The organism is Microcoleus sp. MON1_C5 (assembly GCF_036701875.1).
Classification (GTDB): Bacteria; Cyanobacteriota; Cyanobacteriia; order Cyanobacteriales; family Microcoleaceae; genus Microcoleus.
Window position 1 is genome coordinate 51,690 of sequence record NZ_JAUBRN010000016.1, and the last position, 16,629, is coordinate 68,318.

General features: G+C 46.1%; 19 protein-coding genes. 8 read left to right on the top strand and 11 right to left on the bottom strand.

The annotated features are described in order from the left end of the window. Positions 1–59 precede the first annotated feature (59 nt). Positions 60–521: a response regulator gene (locus QUA71_RS10625; RefSeq protein WP_190732611.1), complete on the bottom strand. Its 462-nt coding sequence runs from the start codon at positions 519–521 to the stop codon at positions 60–62. A gap of 428 nt (positions 522–949) precedes the next feature. Here QUA71_RS10625 and QUA71_RS10630 point away from each other — a divergent pair, with 428 nt between their 5' ends. Beyond that, on the top strand, positions 950–1,276 hold the full coding sequence (locus QUA71_RS10630; RefSeq protein ID WP_190661662.1) for an antibiotic biosynthesis monooxygenase: 327 nt from the start codon (positions 950–952) through the stop codon (positions 1,274–1,276). Here the strand turns inward: QUA71_RS10630 and cas6 are convergent, their stop codons facing one another. Both cas6 and QUA71_RS10640 read right to left on the bottom strand, forming a co-directional pair. Further along, positions 1,277–2,158, bottom strand: a complete 882-nt coding sequence (cas6, locus tag QUA71_RS10635) for a CRISPR-associated endoribonuclease Cas6 (RefSeq protein WP_333284702.1) — start codon at positions 2,156–2,158, stop codon at positions 1,277–1,279. 191 nt (positions 2,159–2,349) lie between these two features. Beyond that, positions 2,350–3,432 carry a class I fructose-bisphosphate aldolase gene (locus QUA71_RS10640; protein ID WP_190661658.1) on the bottom strand — a complete coding sequence of 361 codons (1,083 nt, stop codon included), beginning with the start codon at positions 3,430–3,432 and terminating at the stop codon, positions 2,350–2,352. 225 nt (positions 3,433–3,657) lie between these two features. Between QUA71_RS10640 and QUA71_RS10645 the strand changes: the two genes are divergently transcribed. The 4 genes from QUA71_RS10645 (at position 3,658) to QUA71_RS10660 (ending at position 8,035) form a co-directional block, all read left to right on the top strand. Next, positions 3,658–6,288 carry a M1 family metallopeptidase gene (locus tag QUA71_RS10645; RefSeq protein ID WP_333284771.1) on the top strand — a complete coding sequence of 877 codons (2,631 nt, stop codon included), beginning with the start codon at positions 3,658–3,660 and terminating at the stop codon, positions 6,286–6,288. A 285-nt stretch (positions 6,289–6,573) separates the two neighbouring features. Continuing rightward, positions 6,574–6,990 (top strand): NUDIX hydrolase, encoded by a 417-nt coding sequence (locus QUA71_RS10650; RefSeq protein WP_333284704.1) that lies wholly within the window; start codon positions 6,574–6,576, stop codon positions 6,988–6,990. 140 nt (positions 6,991–7,130) lie between these two features. After that, on the top strand, positions 7,131–7,700 hold the full coding sequence (locus QUA71_RS10655; RefSeq protein ID WP_333284706.1) for a hypothetical protein: 570 nt from the start codon (positions 7,131–7,133) through the stop codon (positions 7,698–7,700). Next, on the top strand, positions 7,688–8,035 hold the full coding sequence (locus QUA71_RS10660; RefSeq protein WP_332957936.1) for a hypothetical protein: 348 nt from the start codon (positions 7,688–7,690) through the stop codon (positions 8,033–8,035). The genes QUA71_RS10655 and QUA71_RS10660 overlap by 13 nt, the downstream gene beginning before the upstream one ends. A 5-nt stretch (positions 8,036–8,040) precedes the next feature. On the opposite strand, the gene QUA71_RS10665 is transcribed toward QUA71_RS10660, so the two are convergent. The 6 genes from QUA71_RS10665 to petC all read right to left on the bottom strand — a co-directional run bounded on the left by QUA71_RS10665 (position 8,041) and on the right by petC (position 13,179). Then, the gene (locus QUA71_RS10665; RefSeq protein ID WP_333284708.1) at positions 8,041–8,523 is read right to left on the bottom strand and encodes a hypothetical protein; all 483 of its coding nucleotides are present in this window, start codon (positions 8,521–8,523) and stop codon (positions 8,041–8,043) included. Between the two features lie 51 nt (positions 8,524–8,574). Continuing rightward, on the bottom strand, positions 8,575–9,627 hold the full coding sequence (locus QUA71_RS10670) for an FAD-dependent oxidoreductase (protein ID WP_333284710.1): 1,053 nt from the start codon (positions 9,625–9,627) through the stop codon (positions 8,575–8,577). A 335-nt stretch (positions 9,628–9,962) separates the two neighbouring features. After that, positions 9,963–10,406, bottom strand: coding sequence for a photosystem II protein PsbQ (gene psbQ, locus QUA71_RS10675; RefSeq protein ID WP_333284712.1), 444 nt, complete (start codon positions 10,404–10,406; stop codon positions 9,963–9,965). A gap of 111 nt (positions 10,407–10,517) precedes the next feature. After that, positions 10,518–11,369, bottom strand: a complete 852-nt coding sequence (locus tag QUA71_RS10680) for an alpha/beta fold hydrolase (protein WP_333284714.1) — start codon at positions 11,367–11,369, stop codon at positions 10,518–10,520. Between the two features lie 105 nt (positions 11,370–11,474). Next, complete coding sequence (gene petA, locus QUA71_RS10685) at positions 11,475–12,464, bottom strand: cytochrome f (protein ID WP_333284716.1); 990 nt, start codon at positions 12,462–12,464, stop codon at positions 11,475–11,477. Between the two features lie 172 nt (positions 12,465–12,636). Continuing rightward, positions 12,637–13,179, bottom strand: a complete 543-nt coding sequence (petC, locus tag QUA71_RS10690) for a cytochrome b6-f complex iron-sulfur subunit (protein ID WP_006631238.1) — start codon at positions 13,177–13,179, stop codon at positions 12,637–12,639. Positions 13,180–13,397: 218 nt separating this feature from the next. Here petC and QUA71_RS10695 point away from each other — a divergent pair, with 218 nt between their 5' ends. Together QUA71_RS10695 and QUA71_RS10700 are read left to right on the top strand one after the other, a co-directional pair. Then, entirely contained in the window at positions 13,398–13,715 is a 318-nt protein-coding gene (locus QUA71_RS10695; RefSeq protein ID WP_190661639.1) for a DUF3067 family protein, read from the top strand. A 366-nt stretch (positions 13,716–14,081) separates the two neighbouring features. Continuing rightward, positions 14,082–14,390: a carbon dioxide-concentrating mechanism protein CcmK gene (locus tag QUA71_RS10700; protein ID WP_006631236.1), complete on the top strand. Its 309-nt coding sequence runs from the start codon at positions 14,082–14,084 to the stop codon at positions 14,388–14,390. A 116-nt stretch (positions 14,391–14,506) separates the two neighbouring features. Here QUA71_RS10700 and tatC read toward each other — a convergent pair whose 3' ends face one another. Further along, positions 14,507–15,352 carry a twin-arginine translocase subunit TatC gene (gene tatC / locus QUA71_RS10705; RefSeq protein WP_333284718.1) on the bottom strand — a complete coding sequence of 282 codons (846 nt, stop codon included), beginning with the start codon at positions 15,350–15,352 and terminating at the stop codon, positions 14,507–14,509. A 19-nt stretch (positions 15,353–15,371) separates the two neighbouring features. Between tatC and QUA71_RS10710 the strand changes: the two genes are divergently transcribed. Then, positions 15,372–15,494, top strand: coding sequence for a hypothetical protein (locus QUA71_RS10710; protein WP_333284719.1), 123 nt, complete (start codon positions 15,372–15,374; stop codon positions 15,492–15,494). A 41-nt stretch (positions 15,495–15,535) separates the two neighbouring features. On the opposite strand, the gene QUA71_RS10715 is transcribed toward QUA71_RS10710, so the two are convergent. Next, positions 15,536–16,480, bottom strand: a complete 945-nt coding sequence (locus QUA71_RS10715; RefSeq protein WP_333284721.1) for an NAD(P)-dependent alcohol dehydrogenase — start codon at positions 16,478–16,480, stop codon at positions 15,536–15,538. Positions 16,481–16,629 lie beyond the last annotated feature (149 nt).

Below are 16,629 nucleotides of genomic sequence, written 5' to 3' on the forward strand. Positions count from 1 at the left end.
GGAACCAATTTGAAATCCCCTCAACTTCTGTATCACTAACGTTACTGTGAGCGTCATTGTCAGCAAGCCGAGGCAATCTCAAACCGAGATTTTTGATTCCTGGCGCGCAAGCTAAGATTTGATGGCGCAGAATTGTCCTGTACTTTTTGATATTTTGGGTTGGCAACTGTCGGTTTTTCGAGTTGAGTGGCGATCGCCCGGAGCATTTCTGCGAGGCTGCAAGGTTTCTTGAGATAGCCGTCTGCTTTAAGTTCCAGCGCTTTTTCCATTTCTGAACCCGTCATAAAAATAAACGGAATGCTGGCGGTTGCAGGGTGCGATCGCACGGCTGCGAATACTTCAAAACCGTTTAGTTCTGGCATCATGACATCAGACAAAATTAAATCGGGAATTTCGGCTGCTAACTGGATACCGACTTTTCCGTTTTCAGCACCCACAGCTTCAAAACCGCGCGATTGCAGAAGTTCTAATACCGTTTCTCGAATTAAATCATCGTCTTCAATTACTAATATTTTTTTCATTGGTTTGAGCTGGATATTTACTTTGTTTGTATTCCTCTGTTATTATTGTTACAGGTGAGTTTTAAAGAATTCAATAGGGTTATTGCAAAAAACCGCTTTTGACTGGCAACTTTTTACGGCTTTGTGTAGGCTCGCAGTTACACACAAGACTTGAGTTATCCGCAGCTTTACCTTGGGTACTAGCGGTAGAAGTCGCTCCAGGGTACCGAGGATTGTGAACGTCTAAAATCAGCGATTCAATAGTTTATTTAATAAAGATTCCAGCCGCCTGACTCAAAAAGTTTGTATTTGAGTGGCGATCGCAGTTACGTGTAATTAATAAATCCGCCGATGAGCTGAGGGCGAAACTGCAACCTGTGAAGTTCACAAATTTCGGGCGATCGGGTAAAATATAACTTGGTGTATCGCTATTGAGTGAGGAAAAAGATATGTCAGAATTTCTAGACTTTCTCAGACATCAGTTTGCCTACGTGGCCATTGGCGAATTTAAACCGGGAAAATTTAAAGAAGCAGAAGAACTTTTTGAAAAAGCCGTTGCAACTTATGCCACAGGTTTTAAGGGAGCATACCTGCTGCAATTGCCCAATACAGACAAAGGTATTGCCATCATTTTTTGGGAAAGCGTAGAAGAGATGGCCGCCAATCAAAGCGAAGCTTATCAGGAAATATTAAAGCAGATGACGCCTTTGTTTGCGAAACTTCCCGACACTGATGTTTATGAAATCGTCAGTGAAATTCAGCCCAAAAGTGAATGATTAAAAATCCTGCAACCGGCGAGTCATTCCCATACCCATGGGCGTCTTTCGCCCGACTCCGCTGTAAAGCGCAAAATCTGCTAAAGTGTTAATTTGCTTGATAGTAGCAGGAGCTATATCTCCCATAATTCGGTAACTAATATCGCCGACGCAGCCAATAAATTTACTGCGAGAATCCGTACTAACTTCTGTTCGGATATCGAAGAAACTGGGGAAAATAGCTTCTGTGAAAGTAGGTTCGATCGCAATCCGGCTGTATTTGTTCCAGCGATTCGCTAAACTGCCAAAAATACTCTCACGAGTTGGCATAGCACTATCGTATACACCTTGCCGAAAATTAGTAGGAGTGCAAAAAGTAAAAGCAATTTGGCGCTCAGTTTCCGAAGCTCTATCGAACAATTCGGCGTAACTACAAAAGTTTACCCAAGGCTGGTTTGATTGCGGTTCGCTCAAAATATTAGTAATGTATATATTTGTCGGCCCGAGATGCCAAGGGCTCTCGAAATTAAGTTGCTGCCAAAGTTGAGTTAGGCGATCGAACAAACCGTCATCCAGCAGAGAAATTCGCCACCAAATCGGCGTATTTTCCTGAATAGCTTGCTTGTGTTCCCATTGTACAGCCTGCGAAATTGTGCGCGCAGCAGGAGGCAAAACTCTCTTTTGCGGCTGCGGCGTACTGCTTTTGTAAGGCTCTTTTCTCCTTACTTGGAAAGGGCTTAAAGTGAAAGCTTTTTCCTGAGATTGGTCGTGCAGGTACGCGCTCAAATCGGTGTCTACAGCACTCACAAGGTTCAAAAACAAAGCGTGGAGATGCCGTCCCGTTAAAAACTGGGATGGAATTGGTGCAACTGGCCGCAGGTTTAAAACAAGGCTGTAGGGCATTTTTAAATTTATATACGGTGTCTGTATAGATGTTCAGCTAGTATTAATACTACAGCTAAGTTGCAACTTAGATTAAGGAATTTAAATCACATAAGGTGCACAGTGTGCACCCTACGTTTACGACGATTTGTGGGTCGTGTCCACCTACATTTAGGTTGTAATATTGAGGCAAATCTCTGTGCGGTAAATTTTTAGGCGATCGAGATTTCTGGCGACAAATAAACGTCTTGGATGGCGTGGAACAATTTTACGCCTTCTTCAAAAGGACGCTGAAAAGTTTTGCGGCCGGAAATTAAGCCGCAGCCGCCAGCGCGCTTGTTGATTACCGCCGTGCGAATTGCTTCTGCAAAATCGCTTTTCCCGGAAGCACCGCCCGAGTTAATTAAACCCATCCTTCCCGCATAACAGTTGAGCACTTGATAGCGAGTTAGATCGATCGGGTGATCCGTTGTCAAATCCGAATAAACCCGCTTGTCGGTTTTGCCGTAACTGTGGTCGCTAGCTTTAGCAACTGCTCCATAGCCGTTGTTGCATTCGGGCAATTTCTGCTTGATAATGTCAGCTTGAATTGTTACTCCCAAGTGATTTGCTTGCCCGGTTAAATCGGCTGCAACGTGATAATCTTTGTCTTGTTTAAAGATATCGTTGCGGAGATAGCACCACAGAATAGTCGCCATTCCGTATTCGTGAGCGTGAGCAAAAGCCTGACTGACTTCTTGGATTTGTCGCGTCGATTCCGGCGAACCAAAATAAATTGTTGCTCCCACTGCAACCGCTCCCAAATTCCAAGCTTGCTCGACGGTCGCAAACATTATTTGGTCGAATTGATTGGGATAAGTTAGCAACTCGTTGTGATTGAGCTTGACAATAAAAGGGATTTTATGCGCGTATTTGCGAGATACGCTTCCCAAAACTCCCAGCGTTGTCGCGACAGCATTGCAGCCAGCAGAGATTGCTAGTTTGATGATGTTTTCGCTGTCAAAATAGATGGGATTCGGTGCAAAAGAAGCGGCCGCCGAGTGTTCGATTCCTTGGTCTACCGGCAGGATGGATAAATAGCCGGTATTTGCCAAGCGTCCGCTAGAATAAAGTTGCTGAAGCGATCGCAAAACTTGGGGAGATCGATCGGTTTGAGCAAAAATGCGATCGACCCAATCCGGCCCCGGCAGGTGCAACAAATCTTTAGAAACTTTCGCTTGATGGGTGAGCAAGTCTTCGGCTTCGTCGCCAAGCCAAGATTCGATCGAACTGGGAACTGATAGTGTAGCTGTCATACAGATTTCCCTCTCAATTTCAATTGCAGGCTGATGATTACAGACATTAGCCTTGCTGATATTGTAGCGAAAAAATCATATTTTCCCTTCAGTCAACGATCGACCCAGTTTTTAACCAGATTAGGGACAACAGCAAGTAGGACGCGCTACTCTATAATAAGCTGGCACTTCAGGCGGATCTGCGCTGCCAGCGATCGCCGATCGACTCACAACTTTGCCACCACAATGTCACACACTTACTTTGATTCTGAAAACGGTCACAAATCCTTCGAGATGCCCGGTGCTCGGCCGCATTACAATCCCGATCGCCCCGGTCAAGTAGAGCATATTTTCCTCGACTTAGTGCTGAATATTCCCAAACAAAGCTTTCGCGGCACTTGCAGTATCCGCCTCAATCCAGTCCGCAGCGGTATTGACAAATTAACCTTAGATGCGGTCAACCTGAATATTAAATCAGTAAAAGTGGGCGAAATTGAGCAAAATTTCGACAGCGATGGCGAAGTGCTGCAAATTCAACTGCACGAACCCACCGAAGTTTACCAACCAATTACAATTGCGATCGAATACTCGGTCGAAAAACCCCAGCGCGGCCTCTATTTCGTCGGCCCGGACAAACACTATCCAGACAAACCAACACAAGTTTGGACTCAAGGCGAAGACGAAGATTCCCGCTTCTGGTTTCCGTGTTTCGACTATCCTGGACAACTCGCTACTTCAGAAATTCGAGTCCAAGTTCCCAGACAACTATTTGCTATTTCCAACGGGGAATTAATTAGTACAAAAAACGAAGGCGACGATAAAATTTATCACTGGTTTCAAAGCCAGGTACATCCGACGTATTTAATGACCTTAGCAGTCGGTGATTTTGCCGAAATTAAAGACGAATGGAACGGCAAACCAGTTAATTATTACGTGGAAAGAAGCCGCGAAGCAGACGCTAAGCGCAGCATGGGCAAAACGCCTCAAATGATTGAATTCTTCTCTGAAGCATTTGGCTATCCTTACCCTTTTCCCAAATACGCTCAAGTCTGCGTCGATGATTTCATCTTCGGCGGTATGGAAAATACTTCGACAACTTTGCTAACAGATAGGTGCTTGTTAGACGAACGTGCCACCCTCGACAATCGAGGTACTGAAAGCTTAGTCGCCCACGAATTGGCTCACCAGTGGTTCGGTGATTTAGTAGTAATTAAACATTGGTCTCATGCTTGGATAAAAGAAGGCATGGCTTCTTATTCCGAGGTGCTGTGGACTGACAAAGAATACGGCAAAGAAGACGCGGCTTACTATATGTTAAATGAAGCCCGCAATTATTTAGCTGAAGACAGTTCCCGCTACCGCCGCCCGATCGTTACTCACGTTTACCGCGAAGCAATTGAATTGTACGATCGCCATTTGTACGAAAAAGGCGCTTGCGTCTATCACATGATTCGCGCCGAGTTGGGCGACGAATTATTTTACAAAGCAATTCACACTTTTGTGCGGGATAACGCTCACAAAACTGTAGAAACCATCGATTTGCTCAGGGCGATAGAAAAGGCTACTGGTCGCAATCTCATGTTTTTGTTTGACCAGTACGTTTATCGCGGCGGTCATCCAGATTATAAAGTTGCTTATTCCTGGGATGGCGACAGCAAATTAGCAAAAGTTACTGTCACCCAAACTCAGGTAAAAGATAGCAAAAATGGCAACGGCAACAGCAAAGAGGTCTTTGACCTAAAAATTCCCATAGGCTTCGGTTACAAGCCGGAAAAAGATGCAGAAGATAACAGTTATGCCCGTTCTACTGCTAATCTAAAAACTTTCACCGTCAGAATATACGAACGCGAGCAAAGCTTCTATTTCCCCCTAGAAGAGAAGCCGGCGTTTATCAGTTTCGATGTGGGCAATAGTTACTTAAAAACAGTCGTTTTAGAGTATGGAGTTGCCGAACTCAAAGCTCAGTTGCAATTCGATCCAGACCCAGTTTCCCGGATTTACGCTGCCCACGCTTTGGCGAAAAAGGGAGGGCTGGAAGCGGTGAAAACGCTGTCCGAAGTTCTCAAGAAAGAGCCGTTTTGGGCAGTACGGGCCGAAGTTGCCGGTCAGTTAGCTGAAATTAAACTAGACCAAGTTTTTGAAGGTTTAGTAAGTGGTTTAAAAGATAAAGATGCTCGTGTTCGTCGGGCTGTGGTGAATGCGCTGGGTAAAATCCAAACTCACGAAACTTATAAAGCGCTGAGGTCGATCGTGGAAAAAGGCGACGACAGCTATTACGTAGAAGCAGCAGCAGCGAGTGCTATGGGCTCCATTGCAGGGGCTAACCCCGACGAAAAACCGACCGACGAACAGGTACTGAAAGAGTTAAAATTGGTGCTGAAAGAGCGTCAGGGCTGGAATGAGGTAGTGCGATCGGGTGCGATCGCAGGTTTGGCGCAGATGAAAACTTCTGAAGATGCGCTGAATCTAATTTTGAAATACACCGCCGCCGGTACTCCGCAAGCTTTGCGCTTGGCTGCAATTCGATCTTTGGGCACAATTTCGGCTGGTCAAACCAAGGTCAATTTAGAACGGATTTTGCAGCGATTGGCAGAATTATCTAAAGAGACGTTTTTCTTGACTCAAGTCTCTGTAGTAGCGGGATTAGGACAAATGCAAACTCGCAAAGCAATTCGCATTTTGCGTTCTTTAGCTGACCAAACCCCCGATGGCCGCGTCCGCCGCATGGCTGATGAAGCTGTGCAAAGAGTGCAGAACAATGCTGGTTCTGATGCAGCCGTAAAGCAGTTGCGGGAGGAATTAGACCAGGTGAAAAAGGAGAATCAAGATTTGAGGAGTCGGATGGAAAATTTGGAGGCTAAGGCGAAGAAAGATTAGGTGTAAAACCCCATACCGGCGCAGATAAAGGCAGATATTGGCGATCGGCTTTTATCTGCTTGTCGGTAGAGGATTGCGCCAGGTTATTATAATAATATTGTTCAGCGGGAGTGCATGGGAATTTCCTATTTTCGACAGACAGGAAAAACCAAATATGTTTATTTTCCACTTTATTGCTGTCTCAACTTGGGAAGTGTCGAGAATCAGGATGCTGTTTTTATTTTTTAGTTGTCAACCGTTCATGAGGTTACAGCAGCTTTTGTAGCCACAAATATTGCAGAAATCATGAGTATAAAAATCGCTTTACTGGTTGAGCAATCGGGGGTAATTCCCTATCGCATTCAAGACGGACAAATTGAAGTAATGCTGATTACTTCTTCGGCTAGCAAGCGCTGGGTGATTCCCAAAGGATTAATTGAACCTGACATGACTCCCCAAGATTCCGCCGCCAAGGAAGCTTGGGAAGAAGCAGGTTTGTTGGGGAAAGTGTTCCCGGATTTGCTGGGAACTTACGAGTATCAAAAGTCGGGGTATACTTGTCAGGTAGAAGTATTTTTAATGCAAGTGCAAGCAGTTCTAGAAATTTGGCCGGAAGCTAGCAAGAGAAAGCGGCAGTGGGTAAGTATTCCTAAAGCAATTAAGCGGGTTAATGAACCGGAACTCAAACTCATTTTGGGGGAGTTGCCGAATCGGTTCTGGTGAAGAGTCATCGGTAAGGGCGGGTTTACCAATAGTTTGGTTTTCAACCATAAATTCGGGTGAACTCGCTAAAAGAACAACATGACTGAAGACTATATGCTGTAAGATTCTGGAGATGCGATCGCCCGGAGCCATCTCCTCAGATGACCAACCTTAACCCGATTAAAATTCTCTTCCTGAATGACCTGCGCGAGAACAAGCCCGAACGTCCAGGCTGGTCACTCACCTTCGGAGCCATCTGTGCAGATGCAGCCGCCGTTTGCCTCGACGATGGAGGACACTCTATCCCTGTGACGCTGACAATCGAGGGGATTCAACCCTGTGAAATCCAAATTCAATGGGATGCGATCGATGATACTATCCGTCGGTTCAACGCCGATCGGGAAGTTGCCACTGAATATGGAGCCTACGGTATCGCGGCGCTCATCATGCCTCACCTCACTGGACTCACCATCATCGAACGCTCAGTCAAAGGTAAAGGCTTAGGTTTTGACTTTTGGCTTGGTTCGCTCGAAGATCCAGGCACGCTATTTCAGCGCAAAGCCCGCTTAGAAGTCTCCGGGATTCGTAAAGGTTCTGACAGCATTATTCAAGCCAGAGTTAACATCAAATTAGAACAAATCCGCCCTTCAGATGACGTAGCTCCTGGCTATGTATCTGTAATTGAGTTCGGTACTCCCAAAGCACGGATCGTCAAAAAATGCAGACCGTAGAAGCCCTTCACCACGAAGCAATGGAACTGGTCGATCGAGCCGTTCTCGCCCGTCAGTGCGGTGATATCGACCAAGTGACTGCACTCACCAGAGCCGCCTTTGCGAAAGAACGGGCGGCAGCGGATTTAGTAGCAAACGAATGGGATTTTGAGCCTACTCGTTCTATACTGCATCGGAGCGCCGCCGTACTTGCGATTGAGTGTGCCCAACTCCGGGAAGCAGAACGGCTGATTGGACGCGCCCTCGCAGGCAACCCTCCCACGGACATTGCTGATGAACTGCGTGACCTGCTTATAGAAGAAATTTACTCGCAGCGCCAAGCGATTGGAGCTTAATTTATTTAGGCGTTAGCGGAGAGGAAAGGAATGCTTTCGGCTAAGTTATCCTTAACTTCAATTCCCTGTTTTATCGCCCAAAACTGGCTCAAAAAGTGAATTTGCCGCAAGCCGACAACTAAATTTAAACCGGGTACAAAAATCCACCAAACGGTTAGCGGTTCTTTGATTCCTTCTTGGCGGTACAATTCGTTAACTGTCTTGTAAAGTTTGAACTGCACGATGTAAATCCAAGCAATACCCAGCAAGGAAAACCAACCAAACCATCCGGGAACGTCAGGGTCGAATATCCGCAAAGCTTGAGGGACGGCTACTCCTAAAACAAAGGGAAGCAAGCAAAGAGTTCCCGACCAACCGCTGCCGTTATAGCGACGCAATTCTTCTTGAATAATCCATTTGTACCATCCGTAATATAGCAGCAAGCTGACTCCAGACAGCAAAATTACTCGCCACAAAGAGCGGGGTTTACCTAAAGGTTTGTCGGACATATTTAGATGTAAGATATGAATGGCTATCTTGATTGTATTAACATTTGTTAATTATTGCAAAATCATTTCTCGAATCGATCGCGCTGTTGCAGGGGCCAGCAGAACACCGTTGCGATAGTGGCCACTGGCGATGAAAACGCGATCGTTACTGGAAAGCGTCTCGATAATTGGGGCCGGCCGCCCTTCCGGCCGCGGGCGCAATCCTGACCATTGCTTGATAATTGCAGCTTCAGCTAAAGCCGGACAAAGCAAACTCGCCCTCGCCATCACTTGCGCCAACATATCAGCATTCGCCTGAATTTCCCCGCCATTTTCGGAAAACTCCACTGTCGCCCCCACCCAATATTCCTGATTTCCCAAAGGCACAATGTGAACGTCATCGCACGTAATTACCGGCCTAAAATCTGCGTTTCCTAAAGGATTGGCCGATCGCAAATGCAGCGCTTGTCCCAACACCGGGCGAATGTCAACCAACTGATTTAACGATGCAGTCACAGCAGCAGAACCCAAACCAGCCGCCACAATTAGTCGATCGAACTTTAAACTAGCAGCAATCTCCGCTGCTTCAACGGGCACCCCAAACTCAAAAATCACCCCATTTCGTTCAGCAGCATCAATCAAAGCCAAAGTTAGGGCCGTCGGATCGACTTGCCGGTCTTGAGGCGAATAAATCGCAGCAATAATGCGATCGTTTAAAGAGAGATGAGGGCAGCGAACTCGCACTCGTTCCACATCCCAAAGTTCCAATTGCCAACCTTGAGAACGGCGAGTTGCTATCAATTTTTCCCACTTAATTAAATCCTCTCCCTCCGAACAAAGCATTAAAATTCCTTGTTTGTTAAAAGGAATTTTTCGCCCCGTAAATGCTTCCAATTCTGGAATCAAAGTTTCGTAGCGCTGAAGGCTGGTTTCCCTCAACTGCCAATTTCTACCCTTAGTTTTGTGGCTGATAACTCCCATCAAAACACCGAGTGCCGCGCCAGTAGAACCTTGGGCCGGCGGCTGTTTGTCGAACACAGTAACTTTCAGTTCGGGAAATTGACTTAGTTCAAAGGCGATCGAAGCCCCAATAATACCGCAACCAATAATTGCAACGCGAATCATTCAATTTTAGATTTTAGATTTTAGATTTTAGATTTTAGATTTTAGATTTTATAGAAGTTTTTCGTATGGTTCTGAGCGCAAAGCGTGTCAAATTAACAGTAAAATCCTCTGTTTTTATCGTTTGTCTCGAAGTCTCGCTCCCCCTAAATCCCCCTTAATAAGGGGGACTTTGAATGCTCTGCCCCCCTTTTTAAGGTGGAGTTTGAATACTCTTGTCCCCCCCTTACTAAGGGGGGTTAGGGGGGATCTAGACTCGACTACAAGCGATATTTATTATGGGTTTCAGTCTTAATTTGATACCCATCAACTGCCAAGCCTACAAACCCCTAAAGCTATTAAGCTTTAGGAATTAGCTGCAAGAAGGTATCGAAATCATTGACAGCTTTTTGATAGCTGGCCGTGACTTTTGCATAGTCAAGCTCTTTAGCAGCAAGATCGATGTTAACCAACTCGGTAAACAAACTCTTAGTTAAATCAACAGCTTGTTGTTGAGAACTAGGCAACAAACTCGCAGAGACGGTTTTCATGGTGTTCCGCAAGTCGCCTAGAGGCCCGTGAATGTAAGTTCTGGTATCAACCCAATTTTGTTTTTGAATTAAGGTTCCCAGTTTATCCATGCGCGATCGGAACTCTGTCAGGGTAGGAACATAGCGCTGAATTTGCTGGGTCTGGGCTGCTGTGTAAGTCGTTGGAACTTTTGCTTCGACACTGCTGCAACTAACCAGAAATGCCATCAAAAACGCCATCATCAAGGCAAAAATTGAACGGGGACGAGTCATATCGATTTTAGATTTTAGATTTTAGATTTCTCGTTCTCTGGCTCTGCCTGGGAATGCAGCTCGGCGAGGAGCTGGTTCACTGACCTAGCACCGAGAGTTATGTACAAAATATTATTTTACCTCCTGGCGGCGCAGAAAAGTGATCACAGAATTGCCAACTTTTTCTGACCAATGTTCTTGAGGATAATGCCCCGCTTGTTCCAGTGTGACTAACTCTGCATTTTGCAGGGAACCGACTAGGTTTTGAACTGGTTCAACACTCAGCCAAGGATCTGTCAAACCCCAGACAAATAAAGTTGGTCGAGTCCATCCTTTCAAGCCGGATTCAATTTCGGCCATTGACTGCGGCAACTGAATATTGCGGACAGTATTCATCAGCGATCGACCTGCATCCGAACTCTTCAAAAAGGGGCCGCGGTAAACATCTAAATCCTTGTCTGATATTGTCTGGCGGCTGCCGCCTTCGAGAGTTCTGTCAACCAAAAGCGGGTCTTGCGTCATCATGTCGCCAATAAAAGGCAGCCCCAACTGCTGCATTTTCCAAGGCAATTTGATATCAGGTGACACTGGTGTATTTATGATGGCTAGACGCTCAATTTTATCGGGATTGCGTAAAGCGTATTGAATGCCGGCTGAAGCTAAAAATCCTTGGACAACGAGGGAAAAGCGGTCTAATTCTATAGCTTGAATAAAGGCAGCGAGGGCGTCAACAAAAGCATCGGGAGTGTAGGCAAAGTCGCGTTTGTCTGGTTTTGTCGATCGCCCGTAGCCCACCCAATCAGGGGCGATCGATCTAAATCCCTGTGCAGCCAAATCCGGCATGATTACAGTCCAGGTAAAACTCTGGGACGGCAAACCGTGCAGCAGCAGTACGGGCGGTTTAGCAGTTTCGTTAACCGGATTTGTTTCCCGATAAAACCATTTCAGCGGGCCTACTTCAACTATCTTCTCATCAATTAACATTATTTTACTGGTTATTTATCAAAGAATAAGGCGGGGAATACCCGCCCTACTTACCTAATAGTTGGGTGTGCACAGAACGCCTTACCCAACTAATTACAGCCGCACTTAGAAATTCATTTCAGCAGCTTGAACTTTTTCGACCTGTTTCTTCTTGAGAACCAGCATAATTTGAGCCAGCATGGTCAAAGCCACGAAAGCCATCAATCCTTTAACTCGATCGGCACTTTGCAGCACGATCTCCACGTCTTTTTGACCGAAGCCGCCCACATTAGGATTGTTGGTCAAAAGTTCGCCTGCTGCAACTGTTTGTCCTTCGGAAACAATCAGTTCTGGGCCGGCAGGAATCGTATCAACAACGGCTGCACCTTCGGCAGGTTGAATTGTCACTTGATAACCGCCATCTTCAGGTTGAGCAATCTTAGAAATGCTGCCAGCTACCGAAGCATTGTAAACAGTATTATTGCTCTTTTCGCCAGTAGGATAAACCTGACCGCGACCGCGGTTGCCACCAACATAAATTTGGTATTTGCCGTAGTGAACGGACTTGTCAGTTTCCGGATTCGGCGACAAAACAGGGAATACCAATTCTTTGTACTGTTCTCCCGGTACTGGGCCCACTAAAACAATATTTTCTTGGGTTTCGCTGTAAGGTTGGAAGTAAAGATCGCCGACTTTTTCCTTCATTTCTTCGGGAATTCTGTCAGCGGGAGCAATTTTGAAACCCTCGGGCAACATCACAACTGCGCCAACATTCAAGCCGCTTTTGCTGCCGTCGCCGCCAACTTGCTGCACGCTAGTATCGTAGGGAATCTTGACAATAGCTTCAAACACCGTATCTGGCAAAACAGATTGCGGTACTTCAACTTGAGTCGGTTTTGCACCGAGGTGACAGTTAGCGCAAACAATGCGGCCTGTTGCTTCGCGGGGAGTAGCGGGTGCTGTTTGCTGAGCCCAGAAAGGGTAAGCAAATGCTGCTTGGGGAAGTGCGATGTCGCTGGTGAGGAAAAATGCTGCGGCTGCGATCGCAATTAAGGCTGTTTTCGCGATCGTCCTGGCACTGCGGCGAAATATCGCAGATAAATTAGTTTGTGGCATTAGAGTATTCAATCTCAAAGGTCAGACAATTTTGGATTTTGGATTTTGGATTTTGGATTTTGGATTTTGGATTTTGGATTTTGGATTATTAGACTGCTTTAGGGATGCAATTATCTGTGGTTTTCACCATTCACCCCCTATCTAAAATCTCAAATCTAAAATCCAAAATAGTTTAAGACCACCAAGGTGCTTCGCCGGTGCGGAAATCTGTTTCTGTCCAAGTTGTAAAAGCGATCTTGTCATCTGCGACAGTGGCGTGGGCCAGGGCCAGAGACAAAGGCGCGGGGCCGCGCACCACTTTGCCCTCATTGTTGTATTGAGAACCGTGGCAAGGACAGATAAACTTGTTTTCGCTAACATTCCAAGGCACGACGCAACCCAAGTGAGTGCAGACTGCATTGATGCCGTAGTCGGCGATAGATTGGTCTTCTTTCACCACAACATAGGTGGGGTCGCCTTTGAGACCTTGGGCTAAGCTGCGATCGCCCGCAGGGTGCGAAGCCAAATATTCGCTAACGATGATGTCGTTACCCAAAGCATCTTTAGCTGTCACTCCGCCGCCAACTGCCCCACTCGCCGGAGGAACAAAATATTGGACAACGGGATAGAGTGCGCCCAGTGCCACACCTGTGACTGTACCGAACGTCAGCAAATTCATAAATTGGCGACGCCCCATATCGGGAACATCGGGATTTCCAGCAGAAGATTGAGCCATGACCTGCCTTTACGGTTTTAAGTTACGTTTGTTTGTTTGTTAGCTGTTAGCGAACCTGTACGTGCAGAGGAAGGAGGATAATTGCCGTTAATCTGCTCGCACAAATTTTAGGCCGCGAAAATTCCTTTTAAGAATGCGCCTTCCAGCCTTTATTAGAGTATTATTACATTTTTTGAACTTTGTCTTTTATTGTTTAATGGATTAACTCAGGAGCAACCATGACGGGCAAGGATTTACACCAGCTACTGCTAGAAAAATGGGGAAAGTCTTACGATATCAGATTGCGGCGAACACGGGGCAAGATTTTTGTGCAAGTTATGTGGAAATATTTAGAACAGGCTTCTTTTCCGATGACGGAGGCTGATTATTTCGAGCATTTGGATGCGGTGGCCAATTACCTCAACGGCTGGGGGAGCACAGAACAGGTGAGAGAATATATCGTAACTACTCGCGATCGCCCCCGCTTGGGTAAAGCTGTCAGCGTTCCTCTAGATTTGGGTGAAAGAGCCTCGGAGTGGTTGCTAGACGAGTTTTGAATCACTCATCAGTCCTCTGTTATTAGTCCTGAGTCATATCAAATCCTGTTACATCCGAATGATACCGGAGTGCGAGTGTCCCGCTTGGCTCCGCTGTGCTAAACCAGATCGCTACATCCGAAGGATTCCGGAGTGCGAGGGTTCCGCTGGACTCCGCTGTGCGAAGCCAGACTGTGTGGCGGGCTTTGCGGCGCGCTTCCTGCTGTGTGATGTAAATGCCGCAACAGTTTCTGGGGCTTTTTAGGGGCTTTTTTAATTTTGGGCGATCGGACTTCTAGCTTACCAAAATCATCCGAAGCAATTTCTGTCAACAATTTCACATACAATGAGTGTCAGATATCTTGTGAAATTTAGGAGAATGTTGTAATGGGTGTTGCACTGGGAATGGTTGAAGTCTTAGGATTTCCCGCTGCAGTAGAAGTTGCGGACTCAATGGTGAAAGCAGCCCGTGTTACTTTAGTTCGCTATGAGAAAATAACCCGCGCCTACTGGACAATTATAGTGCGAGGAGATGTTTCTGAAGTGCAAGCAGCCGTTGCTGCTGGAATTGAATCAGTTAAAAAGGTCGATGGCGGAAAGTTGCTATCGTATCACATAATTGCTCGTCCTCACGAGAATCTGGATTACGTTTTGCCGATCGGCTACACTCCCGAAGTAGAACAGTTCCGAATGTAGTCAAAGTTTTGACAAAACTTTGGTGTGGAATTTTAACTTTTAGTAATTATAGAGGCGCGGGCGATCGCGTCTCTATATTTTTTTGTGGCGAGTCGATCGATCTTTCTGTGGAGTTTTTAGCGCCCTAAAAGCTTTACCAAACCAACCCCGCCAAAATACAAGCTCAGCACCGCACCTCCTAAAAGACTTTGCGTTAAAGGATCAGTAGAAGGCGTTAACACCGCTCCCAAAACTGCCGCTCCCAAGACTACATACCGCCAGCCGGATAGCATTTGGTTGGAAGAAACTATGCCCAAAACACCGAGCAATACTTGGACAATCGGGATTTGAAAAGCTAAGCCGGTGCTGAACATTAACAGCAGCACAAATTTAAAGTATTTGTCGATCGACCACAACTGCTCTACAACATCCGCTCCATAGGTAACAAAGAAGTTGAGCGCCGCCGGAATCAGAGCGATGTAAGCAAAGACTAACCCGCCCAAAAATAGGAAACTCGAACCGAAAAACACCGGCCCCAGCAACCTGCGTTCTTTCCGAGTCAAACCGGGGAGAACAAACAGCGCTATCTGGTAAAAAATAAACGGAGTGGCGATCAGCAAACCGCTGTATCCGGCTACTTCGATAGAAACAAAGAAATACTCGCCGGGAGCTAGTTGCAGAAACTTGACGGGCCCGGCGGGTACTTCTAGCAGTTGCACGATGGGTTTAACTGTGAAAAAACAACCGATTACAGCGATTACTACTGCAATTAGCGAGTAGAAAAGTCGCATACGCAATTCTTCTAAATGCTCGAACAAAGACATCTCAACTTCGTCGGGAAGTTCGTCGAGAAATTCGTTTTCTAAGTTGCGGGCACCCATCGCACCGCCTGCGATTGGTGCAATGCTGTTTTCGGAGCTAATTGCTTCGAGATTGTTGTCGGAACCTTGTTCGGATGTCTCCAAGTTTGAGGGCGCAGTCATAGGGAATGGGTAATTGGTAATGGGTAATTGGAAATTGGTAATTAATGGAAAATTGGAAATTGAGAATAGTTATTTCATAATTGCTCCGACTTCCTTCTTCATTCTTTATTCTGACTTCAGCAGCAGAAGGAACGATCGATAATTAATCCGTGTAGCGGTGTCAAAACCCGTGTCGTGCCTTCATTATTCAATCACGATCGCAATTTTGCCGATCGCGCGACCGGTTTCGCTGTAAGCGTGGGCTGCTGCTACTTCTGCTAAGCTGTAAGTGCGATCGACAATCGGCTCAACTTTATCGGATTCTATTAACTCCCGCAAAGCCCCTAAATCGCTGGGATTGGCATTGGCTAGAATGAATTTAGCTTTTTTACCCGATAAAAACCAGCTCGTTAACATCGGTGCGAGGTTCTCGAAACTTGGCAAAGTCGATATATAAACTCCCTCTGGTTGCAGCACTTTTTCGCATTCAGCAAATGTTCTTGTCCCCACAGCATCTAAAATTATATCATATTTATCGGTTTGTTGAGTAAAGTCAATTTCTTCGTAATCAAGGACAAAATCGGCTCCCAAACTATTGACAAATTCTCTATTTTTAGCACTGCAAACTCCCGTTACTTCCGCATTCATTGCTTTCGCAAATTGCACGGAAAAAGTGCCGACTCCGCCGGAAGCGCCGTTAATCAATACTTTATTTCCTGCTTGAATTTGACCCAAGTCCCTGAGCGATTGCAAAGCAGTTAAACCTGCGATAGGTACTGCTGCTGCTTCTGCATGAGTGATGTTTTTCGGTTTAATTGCCGCATCCGATTCTGCCACGACTGCATATTCGGCGCAAGCACCCCCACTGATGGGATTTAAGAAAGTATAAACTTCATCTCCGGGTTGAAATTTAGTGACTTCCCGGCCGACTTCCACGACAACTCCCGATATGTCAGAACCGACTATTCGAGGAAAGTTAAATCCGGTTAATAGTTGCAGGTGTCCTTGCCGGATTTTCCAGTCTACGGGATTGACGCTGCTAGCGCGAACTCGCACTAACAATTCGTTGGATTTGGCGATAGGCTTTTCCAACTCTCGGTATTGCAATTCCTCGGCTGAACCGTAGCGATCGAACGCAACTGCTTTCATGGCCAATTTTCCGGTTTATTTCCAATACAACACTCAATCCTTTACAATTACAGCACATTCGATCTAAATGTGACACAGTAAATTGAGCTAGCCTTGTAGCAGCGGGCGATCGACTCTTGGAGGCCTCCAGACAATGGGCAGGCGTGAGG

Coding starts and splice junctions, on each gene's coding strand:
- QUA71_RS10655 (WP_333284706.1), top strand. CDS start 7,131: ATGACCAACCTTAACCCGATTAAAATTCTCTTCCTGAATGACCTGCGC.
- QUA71_RS10665 (WP_333284708.1), bottom strand. CDS start 8,523: ATGTCCGACAAACCTTTAGGTAAACCCCGCTCTTTGTGGCGAGTAATT.
- tatC (WP_333284718.1), bottom strand. CDS start 15,352: ATGACTGCGCCCTCAAACTTGGAGACATCCGAACAAGGTTCCGACAAC.
- QUA71_RS10625 (WP_190732611.1), bottom strand. CDS start 521: ATGAAAAAAATATTAGTAATTGAAGACGATGATTTAATTCGAGAAACG.
- psbQ (WP_333284712.1), bottom strand. CDS start 10,406: ATGACTCGTCCCCGTTCAATTTTTGCCTTGATGATGGCGTTTTTGATG.
- QUA71_RS10645 (WP_333284771.1), top strand. CDS start 3,658: ATGTCACACACTTACTTTGATTCTGAAAACGGTCACAAATCCTTCGAG.
- petC (WP_006631238.1), bottom strand. CDS start 13,179: ATGGCTCAATCTTCTGCTGGAAATCCCGATGTTCCCGATATGGGGCGT.
- QUA71_RS10630 (WP_190661662.1), top strand. CDS start 950: ATGTCAGAATTTCTAGACTTTCTCAGACATCAGTTTGCCTACGTGGCC.
- cas6 (WP_333284702.1), bottom strand. CDS start 2,158: ATGCCCTACAGCCTTGTTTTAAACCTGCGGCCAGTTGCACCAATTCCA.
- QUA71_RS10640 (WP_190661658.1), bottom strand. CDS start 3,432: ATGACAGCTACACTATCAGTTCCCAGTTCGATCGAATCTTGGCTTGGC.
- QUA71_RS10700 (WP_006631236.1), top strand. CDS start 14,082: ATGGGTGTTGCACTGGGAATGGTTGAAGTCTTAGGATTTCCCGCTGCA.
- QUA71_RS10650 (WP_333284704.1), top strand. CDS start 6,574: ATGAGTATAAAAATCGCTTTACTGGTTGAGCAATCGGGGGTAATTCCC.
- QUA71_RS10670 (WP_333284710.1), bottom strand. CDS start 9,627: ATGATTCGCGTTGCAATTATTGGTTGCGGTATTATTGGGGCTTCGATC.
- petA (WP_333284716.1), bottom strand. CDS start 12,464: ATGCCACAAACTAATTTATCTGCGATATTTCGCCGCAGTGCCAGGACG.
- QUA71_RS10680 (WP_333284714.1), bottom strand. CDS start 11,369: ATGTTAATTGATGAGAAGATAGTTGAAGTAGGCCCGCTGAAATGGTTT.
- QUA71_RS10710 (WP_333284719.1), top strand. CDS start 15,372: ATGGGTAATTGGAAATTGGTAATTAATGGAAAATTGGAAATTGAGAAT.
- QUA71_RS10715 (WP_333284721.1), bottom strand. CDS start 16,480: ATGAAAGCAGTTGCGTTCGATCGCTACGGTTCAGCCGAGGAATTGCAA.
- QUA71_RS10695 (WP_190661639.1), top strand. CDS start 13,398: ATGACGGGCAAGGATTTACACCAGCTACTGCTAGAAAAATGGGGAAAG.
- QUA71_RS10660 (WP_332957936.1), top strand. CDS start 7,688: ATGCAGACCGTAGAAGCCCTTCACCACGAAGCAATGGAACTGGTCGAT.